Source organism: Lacrimispora sp. BS-2 (assembly GCF_040207125.1).
GTDB lineage: Bacteria > Bacillota > Clostridia > Lachnospirales > Lachnospiraceae > Lacrimispora.
On record NZ_CP157940.1, the window covers coordinates 4,086,493 to 4,100,221 of the forward strand.

The window sequence follows — 13,729 nt, forward strand, 5'->3', positions numbered from 1 at the left end:
ATAAGCGGAGACAAAAGGTGAATTTCACTGTGAACAAGTATCTGCAGAAGTCATACATGCAACAAGCTCCATATAGACAGAGGGAGATTGATACCAATAGAATAAGTGTACCTGTAGGTTATCAAATAGAAGTCTTTGCTCAAGGATTAAATGCACCAATTGGCATGGCTTTCACAGAAAAGGGTGATATGTTAATTGCTGATTCCGGAATGACTACAATGAATCCGTTGGTTATGCGTATAAGTAATGGAAGTATGGAGGTTATTGCCGATGGCTTTAATGTCCCCATAACTGGAATCAATTATAAAAATGGATACATTTATGTATCCCATAGAGGAGTTGTAACTGTTCTTAATCCGGATGGTACAAGACAGAATATTATAAGTGGCTTGCCAAGCAATGGGGACTTTAGCAACAACCGGGTTGAGTTTGGTATTGATGAGAAAATATATTTTGGGCAGGGAACCACAACGAATTCCGGAGTAGTAGGACTGGATAATGGCTGGCTTCTTGAGCATCCTCATTTACATGATTATCCAGGTTCCTTTATATTCCTTAACTACGAAAATTTTGAAACTAAAAATGTGTTGATACCAGCCATGGAGACGGCTGCTACCGGAGCTTTTTCCCCCTTTGGGGTTCCCACTATCCAACAATATCAAGTAAAAGAAGGCAGACTTTTAGCTTCCGGCAGTGTATTAAGGGCAAATATGGATGGCTCTAATATAGAACAGGTTGCATGGGGGCTTCGTAATCCATTTTGTATGAAATTTGACAGCTTGAACCGGCTAATCATATCAAACCAGGGAATGGAGGCAAGAGGAAGCAGACCGATTGCCAATGCAATGGATGAATTGCATTTGCTTAATATGGGTGCATGGTATGGCTGGCCAGATTACTCAGGAGGAGTTCCTGTTACATTGCCCAGATTTAATCCAATCAGAGGCAGAAAACCAGAATCATTACTTCATACCATTCCATCGATCCCGCCAGCACCAAGTGCAGTTTTCCCGTCTGGATCCAACATCATGGGATTTGACTTTAACAAGTCATCAGATTTTGGACTGATCGGCGATATTTACATTGCGTGTTTTGGCGGAATCCAATACGAAGAGTCCAGTGATTATATACGTTCAGGTTTAGGACACAGGGTATCGAAAGTTAATGTTATTAATGGAGATATATCGACATTTGCCATAAATAAATCAGGATTTCCGGAGGATAGGGGGTTGAGCAGGCCCACTGATGTTGTTTTCGGACCTGATAATTCAATGTATGTATCAGATTTGGCAATCTCTGATTTAGATATGCAAAATGTATATTTGCCTAACACAGGAGTAATATGGAGGATAAGAAAGATAAAGTTGTAGATGTAATTTATAAACGAAAGGTAATGAAGAAAGAAGTGTTTGAATGATTATTGAAAAGAGAACCTTTAAGAAAAGCTGAGTTCTTTTTCTAAAATATTTTCAAATAATGCATTTTCCACTCATATCATTGATAGTCAGTAAGTTTGGTGATATTCTACTTATAAGAATCTTTTGATTTATTACAAAGCGAAAAGGAATAATAAAAATGAAAAACTGGTTTACACTCGATCAAATTGATGAGGACACTCACATTATCAGCGAATACCGCCATTGGGAGGAAACGCACTGCTACCTGCTTGAAGGTGAAGAACGATGTTTGCTCATTGACACCGGGCTTGGTATCTGTAACATTTCCGAAGAGGTGAAAAAATTAACAGACAAACCCGTAACTGCCGTGGCGACACATATCCATTGGGATCATATCGGCGGACACGAATACTACCCGGATTTCTACGCGCATGAGGCGGAACTAAGCTGGCTGAACGGCAAATTCCCTCTGACAATGGATACTATCCGGAATATGGTCATAGATCGCTGCGATTTGCCTGAGGGCTATGACGTCAACGCCTACAAGTTCTTTCAGGGAATGCCTGCACGGGTACTACAAGACGGTGATATCATCGATCTGGGTGGACGTAAGATTACTGTGCTACATACACCAGGGCACTCTCCAGGGCATCTATGTTTTTGGGAAGCGCAAAGAGGATACTTATTTACTGGTGATCTTGTCTACAAAGACACGCTGTTTGCGTACTACCCATCTACCGACCCGCAGGCATATCTTGCGTCTCTTGAAAAGATAGCGGTATTGCCCGTGAAAAAAGTATTTCCGGCTCATCACAGTCTGAACATTCAACCGGAGATTCTGGGACGTATGCGGGACGCTTTCCGCCAGTTGAAAGCCGATGGCAACCTTCATCATGGCAGCGGCACCTTTGATTACGGGGATTGGGCTGTTTGGCTCTGATATCCATTGAATTTCTGTTGATGGTTGATCTGGTATATTAACGACAGCGGCAGACTAATCTGCAACATTCAGCAGGGTGTCTCACGTCCTCATACTGTCATTATGACCTACAGTAAGATGATACTGCCTTTGGTATCCCATTTTTAGATGAAAGCTTGTGGTTTTATGTCAATTAAATTGTGTTTGCGATTATATATTTAAAATGAAACTGTTAAAGTATGCATTTATCAAAGGAGGAATTTAAATTGATGAAAATGAAAAAAAGATTAACCAGCTTTGGCCAATATACACCATTTGCTGGTTTTTCGTTAGATTTTGATTGGTCGGAAAATAGTATTGGTGCAACAATTTCTTCTAGTGGAAAAGATGTACATGTTTATAATGACGGAACACTTGATAATTATTTTTCAATAGATGGATTGTTAAAACTTAATAGCAAGCCGATTCGTATGTCTGGGGATGCAGCTATAATATGGTGATTATCATGGGATTAATTGATTACATTTGGTCAGTTATGAATTATTCTTTAGTAATAATTGTTATTGTTTTAATTATAAAATATATAAAAAACCATAAGAGGTAAAGATTAATTTTACATTTGTTAATTTTAAAAATAATCAAGGGGCAAGGCGAAGACGAGATGCCGTAGGGCAATCCTTGATTCTCGCATCCCCTGCAGTATCCTTGCAATACAAAGGATTAGTGAATCTTTTTCGGCATCTTTTCGATTTTTCTTTCAACCAAGAAAATGCAGTTTTTTTGGCTGTGGCAGACGGCATGGCATATGCTTTAAATGGTAAATTGAAAGCTGCTTCTAATGACAATTTTGATAAATGGTTCGGATACCATATTTCAACATGCGAAGAGCCAAGTATTTTGGGAGCAAGTCTGCATGGATTGTATATTGGTAAGTTTGTTTAATTTTATTATATTAATCATCAACTACTAACTATCAATATTGGGTTAGTAGTTTTTTATTATGGGTCGTGACCCTGTTGAGCACGCATAGCGTGCGAAATATAAACCACCCGCTATGCGGGTGCGCGTCGCGTGTTATACAAAAAAATCACCTTTCCGTTATAATAGAGTTGTTCAAGCTACTATATAACGAAAGGAAAGGTGATTTTAATGGCAAACAAGAGTAACAGTCTTGCACATACAAAATGGATGTGCAAGTATCACATCGTGTTCACACCTAAGTATAGACGAAAAATAATATATTATCAATACAAAGAAAGCCTCCGTGACATATTAAAGCAGTTATGTAACTATAAAGGTGTAGAAATTATAGAAGGACATATCATGCCAGATCATGTACACATGCTGTTAAGTACCCCACCTAAAATGAGTGTATCCAGTTTTATGGGATATTTAAAAGGAAAGAGTGCTCTTATGATGTTTGATAAGCATGCAAATTTAAAGTATAAATTTGGGAATCGAAAGTTTTGGTCGGAAGGATATTATGTGAGCACGGTAGGACTGAATGAAGCCACCATCAAAAAGTATATAGAAGAACAGGAGAAACACGATATCATGGTGGATAAATTAAGCGTAAAGGAATACGAGGACCCTTTTAAGGGTTAGAAGGTATTACGAACGCCTCTTTAGAGGCAGCAAAGGTGGCAAAGGCATAGTGGCTTGAACGAAGTGAAAGCCAGCGTCTTGAGGCGCTGGCCGGTAACAAAGGCTTACAGCCTTAGTGCAAACCACCCGTTTTTACGGGTGGTCATGATTGCTGTAAATCAGAATTACAAACTTAAAGACCCAAAAGCTAATGCTCATAGCACAACGATGTCAGCTTATCCATATACGAGCTTATGCCAGTATCAGAAAGTGGGAGTGCGAATAGACAAACATTAGGATTGACGATAGCCAGAAACAGTTAGACCTGCTTGAATATATAGATAATAAAAAGAGCCATGGAAATGATGCCATGGCTCAATAATAGTTACTTATTATATACGTCTTCTATTACGTATTCAAAAGGAATTGAAATGTCACAAGGAGCAACTGAATAATGGTGGGAATCAATAATTGGAATACCTTTCTTAGTTAAAAGCTCTTTATTGTTATTCCAATTGGATTTCCACCATGTCCAGAAAAAGTATTTACCCTCTGAACGGGAAGGCGATGGTTCGTCGTCACACCAAAGAGTAATCCATTCACCTTCAGGATGATCATTGGTTTTTAATTTTATGGACATGTTTACATCGACCCATAAAAGAAAACCTTCCGGTACATACGGAGCATCTCCAAGTAGATTGGTATTTGATGGAGCTTTTAAAACTTTTGGTTCATCTGTGGTTTTAACTGGTGCTGTTTTAAGAACAGATAATTGTTCAGGATGCATTGCGAGGAACGGTGAATCATTGATATCAGTAGTTTCAAATTCATTCGGTTTACTCATAACATTGCTCCTTTCTGGCTGTAAAAAAGTTCCAATTTTATTATATACATTTAGAAAAGATTTTGCAATGTTTTAATGTTCTAGCTATTTAGTATTTACAGAAGAGAGAAATCTAACTATGGTACACGACAAAAGCTGATTGAAAAGGCCAAATGCTCCCACTGTAAGATCTGCCAGGAATGCATAACAGGTGCTGGAAAGATGATGCAAAGAATAACAAGGGAGATTTAACCCTCCCTTGCGTCGCTGGATGATGCCTAATTGGATGTAATTCTAGGTTTAGGGCCTTCACCTGGAGGAGTATAAAATGGATCAATATAATCGCTATATGGTGCGGTTTTCGAACGATGATCTGTATGGGTGACATTTTTATTACTCACATTATTGACTGTAGCACTGCCCTGTTTGTTGGAAGATATATCTTTGTTATTCAATATTGATGCTCCTTTCGCTTTTTAGTAGTGTCTGCAGAACAAAAAAATAATATACAAAATGTTAAGGATTTAGCTCAATGGAGCAGGAAAGAACATATTATGAAAAATTAGCATTTAGTTGAAGGAGGTCATATTATAGATATCAGAGTAGAAAAAGTATTCAATAGCAATCCTATTGAATATCGAGAACCCCTGATGCAAATAAGGGAAATGATTTATAATGTAGCAAGCAGAATTCCTGAAGTCGGTGAGTTTGAGGAAAGTCTGAAATGGGGACAACCAACTTATTCAACTGTACAAACAAAAGCGGGTTCTCCGATACGTCTAGACAGATTTGGCGAGGATAAGTTGCTATATTCTTTCATTGTCAAACTAGTTGGTTAATAATTTTAGAATAATGTTTCATAGCAATTTAGAGTTTTCCAAAAATCGGGCTATCGTAATGGATCCAAACAAAGAATTACCAACTAATGAGTTTGCTTTATGTATTGAGATGGCATTGACTTATCATTTGAAAAAGCACTGATAATGTTTTTTACAATTATGATATTATTCATGTTAACGTATTGGCATTGTATGACGGTGTCTAGCAATGCCAATTTGTCAGAAGCCATACCCACGGATTACGGAGCTGCCGTTTGCCAATCAAGGGTAGAACAATATATCTCCCCTTTACGAACAGGAACCATAACAAGAGGAGGTTTGTGGCTCTTTGGTCTAAAGATGAGCAAAAAATTTGGGCAAAAGAGATGATTTCTCGCCCTTTTTTGAGTGCTTTTATAGATGAAAAGGTGAACTTGGTGGGCTGAAAACCAAAAATCGTTTGACTTACAAAAAATACTTGATATAATATTTTCTATAAAAAAGCCATTCTATATATCAAAAAATTATATGAAATCATTTCAAAAATCATCAAGCAATCTAGAATAAAATCCCATTCCATTATACCAAGTATAAAACTTTGTATAGGAGGTATTTATGAGACGATATATTTTAACAGGCACACCAGGTAGTGGAAAAACTTCAATTATTAGATTATTAGAAACAATGGGTTATTTGGTTGTGGAAGAAGCTGCAACTGATATAATTGCTTTAGAGCAAGTGCAAGGCAAAGCTGAACCATGGAAGGATGCGTCCTTTATTAATAAAATGGTAAAATTGCAAAAACAAAGGCAAGTACAGCTTTCAACTCTTCCATCTGAAGTTCAAATGTATGACCGCTCAGTTTTTTGTACATATGCTCTAAGTAAATATCTTGGATATCAACCATCTAAAGATATTATGGAAGAAATAAGAAGAATTGAGAATGAATGTATCTATCAGAAGACGGTTTTCTTTATTGAAAACTTGGGGTTTTGTCAGCCCTCAGAGGCAAGAAAAATCAACTTTGAGGAAGCCTTACGTTTTGAGCATATTCATGAAAAAACGTATAAATCTTTTGGATATACGTGTATAAAAATTCCATCAGGAAGTGTAATTGAGCGTGCATATAAAATTATAAGTATGTTGTAAGATTCTAAATTTCCCATCACTTAAAGTTGGTCAAGCAAATTGAAATTTAATGGAGCAATAGGAAAGGAGGCCAGAGCCACTGGCATGGAACTATTCAATATATTGGAAGATTGCAAGTTTACCGAAACTGGTCATGATTTATTATCCCTGGCAAGGCTTAAATCATAGTCTTGCCAGGATAGTAAAGTAATTTAAAACGTTTTATCTTAATGGCCTAATTAAAACGTAATAAATGTATATCATAAACTGCTTTTGTCCAACCACGACATCCAGAACATCTTGGACTTCTAGCAGTAACATATAATATGACTTTTGTCGGATATTCAATTTCAGGTACATTAGGAAAAGGCTGTATATAATTTGAAAAAATTAAAAAAACCTCATTTTCTGATCCATTTTTATTAATTGTACTTTGCATATTATGATTATCTAAAAAAAAGCCTTGGGGACATTGAAATATATCTTCTCTTGATCGACAACTTTTCCTTTCATTTCGGATTGTTGTTGGGTCTGTAGTACATTCGGCAGACAGTCGTATTGTCTCACCATAGGTTAATAGGAGATTATCTAAGCTACTTGAAGTCTCAGTGCTATCAGTATCGTAATTTTGATTGGTATCATCCATAAGACAATTATAATCCTTTAATTTAAAATAATTATAATACTATTGTATTAATAAATAATATTTATGTTACATTTTTATCAAGTAATTAAACATATCCAAGAGGTAAATACTATGGATCAGCAAATAGAAAAAAGTAGTATTTAAGGTAATTCTTTTTTTTATTATATTCTTTAAATGATCGGGAATATCGTATGTTTTTAAATGCGCAAAGCTAATAAATGTTTTATTTCCAGATGAATCTATCTGATATGATGCTTCGTCATATCCAACTGGATCATGTGCCCCTATCATTGGATTGATACCAAAAGTGATATTTATTTTTCTAAGTTCCTTTGAGATCTTTTGAACTTTTATTTCATAATTATAAATAGCTGGGGTCATTGTAAAATATTCGTCGTAAAAGCTGTCAGAGGCGGATGTAATATCCTCTATAAAGAGTCCTATTATCAATTCATCCTTTATCTCAGCAGGGGAAGTGATATCAACATCAAATGTGCTTTGAGTTTTATATTTATTAATAAAATTGGCAGATATCGATAGTACCAAAAAACAGACTAAAACCAAGTATATAATTAAATTCTTCCAATTTTTCATAACTCTACCTTATTGAGAGTTGGCTTAATTAATAAAAGGTATTATTTCCAAAAGGTATTTATTCTAAGAAACTCGTTAATTAAACGAAGATTTAAAGAATTATGGCACATTGAGAACTTAATATTGATAGTTACCAGTTTTGAGAGTAATATGGTATTAAAAAGTGAAAGAAGGAATAAGATGATTACCATATTCAATCGTAAAGAGTTGATTAGTACTTACGACATGAAAAAGCAAGCGGAAGTTCGTGATTTATTGAGTCAATTTAAAATTCCTTATTCCATCAATGTAATCAATAGAAAGAGCCCATCGCCATTTGATGCAGGTTCCAGAGCAAGAACAGGGACGTTTGGAGAAAATTTGGAGTTGGAATACCAATATATTATCTTTGTCAGAAAGGTGGATTATGAAAAAGCAGATGCTGTTATAAGTGGAAAAATAAAATAATGATTATGAAACTGCCAACTATCAGTATAAAGCTGGCAGTTTTTATTGCCATAAAGAGAGTGGAACTGTTGTGGTTGAATTTTGAGACGGCGGAGCAAATGAGACTGTAAAATTTGGGGACTCCTGAGGAACAGGCACAAAAGATATTTGAAAACCCTTAAAAACTTTAAAAAAGTATACAAGCCAATGAATGCATTAACATTTGTAAAATCTATACTGACAATAAGTATTTATATTGATATTATTAAATTACATTGGCAGTATTAAAAAATAATAAATATGAAGGCGCCTGGACACCCCCTTTTTGACACCTAAAACGACACTTATCCACAATAATGTGGAAACAATTGTGGATTAATTGTTAATGTCTGAAAAATTGACACAAAACTGCAAATTTTTACAGGTCCGAAATACCAGATTTCTGGCTGCATTTTGACTGCATTTGAATAACGATAGTTCGAGAACGCAGCAAGTCTAAAAATCACGGTTTTATCATGAATCTTACAAGTTCATCTATTAAATCGAAATAATTTGTGTTAATATATTAAAGAGGTTCGGTCCGCCTTTGGCTAACTGAACGGCTATGCCTAAGAAAGAATAAAAGGAGAGTCAGTATGGTCGAGAAAGCTGTTGCATTTGCAACCAAGTCCCATGCAGGGACCTTTCGGAAAGGGACGAAGATTCCCTATATCGTCCATCCCTTGGAGACAGCAGTCATCGTTGCGCTGATGGTAACGGATGAAGAGCTGATCTGCGCCGCACTTCTTCATGATGTGGTGGAGGATACTGGTGTTACAGAGGAAGAGCTTAAGGAAAAATTCGGACTTCGGGTGGCTGAACTGGTAATGGAAGAAACAGAAGATAAGACGAAGTGCTGGAAGGAACGCAAATGCGCCACACTTGAACATCTGGAAAAGGCTTCCAAAGAGAGCAAGATCCTTGTTCTGGCGGACAAGCTGAGTAATTTAAGGGCGACTGCAAGAGATTATTATTTAGTGGGAGATGACATTTGGCAGCGCTTTAACGAAAAAAACAAGTCAGAACATGCCTGGTATTACAAAGGGGTTGCAAAACGCCTTACAGGCCTTGAGGAATTTCCTGCTTATCAGGAATATGTAAAATTGTGCGAAAAGGTTTTTGAATAGAATATGAACAGATACAGAAAAAAGGCAGAGCTTAAATGTGGAAAAAGCTCTGCCTTCTGTTGCTTCGTATGCAAGGATCCTTACAGTTTTTTTGCCCGGTCCGCAATGTTTTTGTGAAAGTTGATGACCTGATGCTCGTAGGTCTCATCCATAAGCGGCGAGGTGATGATGAAATCGGCGGTTGCCCTGGTGTTGGCAATGGGGATATCGTAAACCTCGGCAATACGTAAGAGTGCTTTCACATCCGGGTCGTGAGGCTGTGCGGTAAGAGGGTCGGAAAAGAAGATGACCAGATCGATCCTTCCTTCCACGATCTTTGCTCCGATCTGCTGGTCCCCTCCCAGGGGGCCGCTGTTATAGCCCTTTACCGGAAGACCTGTCTGATCAGTGATCATCCGTGCCGTTGTTCCGGTGCCGCAGAGAGTATGTTTTTCCAGAGCCGTCTTGTGCTCCTTGCACCATTCGATCAGTGCGTGCTTTTCGTTGTCATGAGCGATCAGCGCAATACTTTTTTTCTTTTCCAGTGTGAATGTAATAAAGTCATTTGATAACATCCGATTCCTCCTGTAAGCAGCTGCTTCCTTTATGTATCCTTAAGCTATAAGGCTTAGTTTGGTATGATACTCTGCAATGAATAAGTAATGGAAAGATCTTTTCTTGAATATTCTCTTTTAAAGTTCTGAATAATACGCTTTAAGACTAACTCGCCGTTTTCATAAGTTGCCGTAGGTAAAAGCAAAAGGTATTGGCTTACGCTGTAGCGGCAAAAGATATCTCCCCTTCGCAGGGATTTGCGGATGGAATCACCAAGTTCATCCATTGCCCGTGTCTGGACCGCAGGCTTTAGAAGCTCTCCCTTTAAATTGCTGATGGTCAGCAGGCATAGGAAAATGGAGTCGCCAGTACGCTGGATTGCTCTTGTCTCCAGCTGATAGATGTCCCGGAACACAGAGGGTTCACAGCAAAAAGCTCCGCTGTTCGTGCCGCCCTCTGAAAGGATCTCCTGTATGGTACTTAAATCCATGGTAATTCCATGTTTCTTATCGCTGATAAGCTTATATAGGTCCTTAAAGCGAATGGAGGGAGTGATGGCAAATTCGTTATAGAACATGTCCGTCACATGATGGTAATGTTCCATGGCCATAAGCTGGTTTCCGCTTTGATACAGTGCGTAGACCAGGTAATAATGAGCTTCCTCACAGTAGGAATCAATGGCAATGGCCTGCTGGCATACATCGATGATAGTGGGATAATCCTTTCTTTTTTCCAGAAGGAACAAAGTTTTTTGAATCAGTTTTTGATATAGGGTGTGATAATAGGTGTGAATTGGCACAACCCAGGATTCCCACTCGGATTTTGGTAAAAAATTTCCCTTGTACAGGGCAAAGGCTTCCAGGCAAAGGGATAAGCGGTCATCCTCGGAAAGGCCGGGGGTCTCCAATCGAACACACAGATCTTCAAACAGATCGGTATCACAGACCGTTGTAAGGCCTCTTGTCCAGCCGTAGGCCTTGCGGTTTTGGAACACCAGTTCTTGTGTAGGGTATTCCAATGGCTCTAAAAGTTTACGTACACGGAACATTAAGGTTTTTAAGGCTCCTGCCGGGTTATTGCTGGTTTCATCCTTCCAAAACAGATCAATCAGTTCTTCTACAGGAATATCCCGGCCTCGAAAAGTAATAAGATATTCTAAAAGGCTCCAGGGCTTTTTTGCCTGATTATTCTGATCTACGATTGTCCTGTCTCCCATGGATATGGAGAATCCTCCCAGCATATTTACATGAATAATAGCTTCTTGATTTTTCATAAATGTCTCCATATTAACATTTTCTTTTTTTAGTATATAGAAAAAAAGTGGAAAAGTCTAGCATTGCTTATAAAAGATTGTGATTTTTGTAAAAATAAGGTATACTTAGGGAGGATTAAAACATGTGAGAAAGCGGGAATGAGCATGAAAAATAAAAAAATGGCCTTTGGCGTTCTTATCATGGCAGTTATTTTTCTGGCTGTGGGTGTAGGAATGCTCTATTCTGACTTTAAAACGAGAGATCATGCCAAACAGCAGTATGAAAGTCTCGCGGAGCTTGCAAGGGAGACTACGGCCGGAGAAATAAAGGCCAGCGTCCCGGAAGCAGAAACAAGCTCTGCCTATGTTTCCCCCATTGATTTTGAGAAACTGAAAACAATCAACCCTGATATTGTGGGCTGGATCAGGATCGAGGGTACGGTAATCGACTACCCCATTGTACAAACGGATAACAATGAAACTTATCTGGATACGGATTTTGAAGGCAAGAAAAACGTGGCCGGTGCCATTTACCTTGATTATGAAAGCGAACCTGATTTTTCCGGAAGACATAACATAATATACGGGCATCATATGAAAAACGGATCCATGTTTAAGGACATCATAAAGTACAAGGATGAGGCTTTTTTTAAAGAACATCAGGATATTTTTATTTATACACCGGAGAGGGAATACCATTTAAAGCCCATCACAGCCCTCTATACGGATTCCTCCCCTATCCGCCGGAAGACCGTGTTTGAAACAGAGGAAAGCTTTCAGGCATATGTGGAGGAGATGACAAAGAGCGGCCTGTTTTTGCAGAAGCCGGAAGAACCGGTGAGGCAGCTCTGGTCTTTTGTAACCTGCAGCTATGAGTTTAATGATGCAAGAACCATTCTATATGCCTGTGAATTGCCTCAGGGTGAAAATTAGAGGGTTATAAGCATACATATTGTTCTGTATGAACTGCAGACTGATGAAAGGAAGATATTATTATATGGGAAAATATTTTGGAACAGATGGTTTCCGCGGGGAAGCCAATGTAACGCTGACGGTGGAGGATGCCTTTAAGGTAGGCCGTTTTTTGGGCTGGTACTATGGGCAGAAGAATCCGGAAGAAGTATGCAGGATTGTCATTGGAAAAGATACAAGACGCAGCAGCTACATGTTTGAATATTCTCTGGTGGCGGGCCTTACCGCATCCGGAGCCGATGCGTACCTGCTTCACGTTACCACTACTCCAAGCGTATCTTATGTAGTGCGCACCGAAGGATTTTCCTGCGGAATCATGATTTCCGCCAGCCACAATCCCTACTATGACAATGGGATCAAGGTAATTAACGAAAAGGGCGAGAAGCTGGAAGAGAGCGTGATCCTGGAAATTGAAAAGTATCTGGATGGCGAGATCGGGGAGCTGCCTTTGGCAAAACGTGATAAGATTGGCCGCACCGTAGACTTTGCTGCAGGAAGAAACCGCTACATCGGCTATTTGATTTCCATAGCTACCAGATCCTTTAAGAACAAAAAGGTGGCTCTGGACTGTGCAAATGGCAGTGCTTCCGCCATTGCCAAGAACGTTTTTGACGCCTTGGGAGCTGAGACCCATGTGATCAGCAATGAGCCCAATGGCTTAAACATCAATACAGGCTGCGGTTCTACCCACATCGAACAGCTTAAGAAGTTTGTAAAAGAGGTAGGAGCTGACGTGGGCTTTGCCTATGACGGAGATGCGGACCGGTGCATTGCCGTGGATGAGAACGGAGAAGTGGTGGATGGAGATGCCATCCTGTATATTTGCGGCAAGTATATGAAGGAACAGGGGACCCTTAAGAATAATAAGGTGGTGACCACCATCATGTCCAATTTCGGTCTTTATAAAGCCTTTGAGCGGGAAGGCATTGAATATGAGAAAACTGCGGTAGGTGATAAATATGTATATGAAAACATGGTGGCAAACGGAAACTGCCTAGGCGGGGAGCAGTCCGGCCATATTATTTTCAGCAAGCATGCTACCACGGGAGACGGTATCTTAACCTCCTTAAAGGTAATGGAAGTCATTCTGGAAAAGAAGGAGAGCCTTGGGAAGCTGGTTTCCGAGCTTGAGATCTATCCCCAGGTACTTAAAAATGTCCGTGTCCACGATAAGACCGCGGCTCAGGATGATAAGGCGGTAAAGGCTGAAGTGGAAAAGGTGGCGGAAAGCCTTGGAAACAGCGGAAGGATTCTTCTGCGTCAGTCCGGTACAGAGCCGGTGGTACGTGTCATGGTGGAGGCCGCTGATCTGGATACCTGCGAGAAATATGTGGATCAGGTGATTGAGGTAATGAAAGAAAAGGGGCATCTGCTTTCCTAGAAGATTGTTAAAAGGATAGAAAGTGATCCGAAGTCCGGAGAAGCTTCCGGCTTTGGAAGCTTTCTATTTTTTTGCAGTTATGCGTAATT

At 39.0% G+C, this 13,729-nt stretch carries 15 protein-coding genes; 9 read left to right on the forward strand and 6 right to left on the reverse strand.

The genetic code is table 11. The features are described 5' to 3' along the window. Positions 1 to 29 precede the first annotated feature (29 nt). The 4 genes from ABFV83_RS19160 (at position 30) to tnpA (ending at position 3,921) form a co-directional block, all read left to right on the forward strand. Complete coding sequence (locus tag ABFV83_RS19160; RefSeq protein ID WP_349946139.1) at positions 30 to 1,370, forward strand: hypothetical protein; 1,341 nt, start codon at positions 30 to 32, stop codon at positions 1,368 to 1,370. Between the two features lie 205 nt (positions 1,371 to 1,575). Beyond that, a complete protein-coding gene (locus ABFV83_RS19165; protein WP_349946140.1) occupies positions 1,576 to 2,337 on the forward strand; it encodes an MBL fold metallo-hydrolase in 762 nt (253 codons plus the stop codon). 248 nt (positions 2,338 to 2,585) lie between these two features. Further along, positions 2,586 to 2,816, forward strand: a complete 231-nt coding sequence (locus tag ABFV83_RS19170; RefSeq protein ID WP_349946142.1) for a hypothetical protein — start codon at positions 2,586 to 2,588, stop codon at positions 2,814 to 2,816. A 649-nt stretch (positions 2,817 to 3,465) separates the two neighbouring features. After that, entirely contained in the window at positions 3,466 to 3,921 is a 456-nt protein-coding gene (gene tnpA, locus ABFV83_RS19175; protein WP_349946144.1) for an IS200/IS605 family transposase, read from the forward strand. 364 nt (positions 3,922 to 4,285) lie between these two features. Here the strand turns inward: tnpA and ABFV83_RS19180 are convergent, their stop codons facing one another. Beyond that, positions 4,286 to 4,744: a hypothetical protein gene (locus ABFV83_RS19180; RefSeq protein WP_349946145.1), complete on the reverse strand. Its 459-nt coding sequence runs from the start codon at positions 4,742 to 4,744 to the stop codon at positions 4,286 to 4,288. Positions 4,745 to 5,001: 257 nt separating this feature from the next. Next, positions 5,002 to 5,178 (reverse strand): hypothetical protein, encoded by a 177-nt coding sequence (locus ABFV83_RS19185; protein WP_349946147.1) that lies wholly within the window; start codon positions 5,176 to 5,178, stop codon positions 5,002 to 5,004. Between the two features lie 978 nt (positions 5,179 to 6,156). Between ABFV83_RS19185 and ABFV83_RS19190 the strand changes: the two genes are divergently transcribed. Continuing rightward, positions 6,157 to 6,690 (forward strand): AAA family ATPase, encoded by a 534-nt coding sequence (locus ABFV83_RS19190; protein WP_349946148.1) that lies wholly within the window; start codon positions 6,157 to 6,159, stop codon positions 6,688 to 6,690. A 214-nt stretch (positions 6,691 to 6,904) separates the two neighbouring features. Here the strand turns inward: ABFV83_RS19190 and ABFV83_RS19195 are convergent, their stop codons facing one another. After that, the gene (locus tag ABFV83_RS19195; protein ID WP_349946150.1) at positions 6,905 to 7,315 is read right to left on the reverse strand and encodes a hypothetical protein; all 411 of its coding nucleotides are present in this window, start codon (positions 7,313 to 7,315) and stop codon (positions 6,905 to 6,907) included. A 66-nt stretch (positions 7,316 to 7,381) separates the two neighbouring features. Next, complete coding sequence (locus ABFV83_RS19200; RefSeq protein WP_349946152.1) at positions 7,382 to 7,909, reverse strand: hypothetical protein; 528 nt, start codon at positions 7,907 to 7,909, stop codon at positions 7,382 to 7,384. 180 nt (positions 7,910 to 8,089) lie between these two features. Between ABFV83_RS19200 and ABFV83_RS19205 the strand changes: the two genes are divergently transcribed. Continuing rightward, positions 8,090 to 8,356: a hypothetical protein gene (locus ABFV83_RS19205; RefSeq protein ID WP_349946154.1), complete on the forward strand. Its 267-nt coding sequence runs from the start codon at positions 8,090 to 8,092 to the stop codon at positions 8,354 to 8,356. Between the two features lie 614 nt (positions 8,357 to 8,970). Then, a complete protein-coding gene (locus ABFV83_RS19210; RefSeq protein ID WP_349946155.1) occupies positions 8,971 to 9,501 on the forward strand; it encodes an HD domain-containing protein in 531 nt (176 codons plus the stop codon). Positions 9,502 to 9,581: 80 nt separating this feature from the next. Here ABFV83_RS19210 and ABFV83_RS19215 read toward each other — a convergent pair whose 3' ends face one another. Further along, positions 9,582 to 10,055 carry a methylglyoxal synthase gene (locus ABFV83_RS19215; protein ID WP_349946157.1) on the reverse strand — a complete coding sequence of 158 codons (474 nt, stop codon included), beginning with the start codon at positions 10,053 to 10,055 and terminating at the stop codon, positions 9,582 to 9,584. 53 nt (positions 10,056 to 10,108) lie between these two features. Beyond that, positions 10,109 to 11,308 (reverse strand): BTAD domain-containing putative transcriptional regulator, encoded by a 1,200-nt coding sequence (locus ABFV83_RS19220; RefSeq protein ID WP_349946159.1) that lies wholly within the window; start codon positions 11,306 to 11,308, stop codon positions 10,109 to 10,111. A 144-nt stretch (positions 11,309 to 11,452) separates the two neighbouring features. Between ABFV83_RS19220 and srtB the strand changes: the two genes are divergently transcribed. Both srtB and glmM read left to right on the forward strand, forming a co-directional pair. Continuing rightward, entirely contained in the window at positions 11,453 to 12,220 is a 768-nt protein-coding gene (gene srtB, locus ABFV83_RS19225; RefSeq protein WP_349946160.1) for a class B sortase, read from the forward strand. Positions 12,221 to 12,284: 64 nt separating this feature from the next. Continuing rightward, on the forward strand, positions 12,285 to 13,640 hold the full coding sequence (gene glmM, locus ABFV83_RS19230; RefSeq protein WP_349946161.1) for a phosphoglucosamine mutase: 1,356 nt from the start codon (positions 12,285 to 12,287) through the stop codon (positions 13,638 to 13,640). Positions 13,641 to 13,729 lie beyond the last annotated feature (89 nt).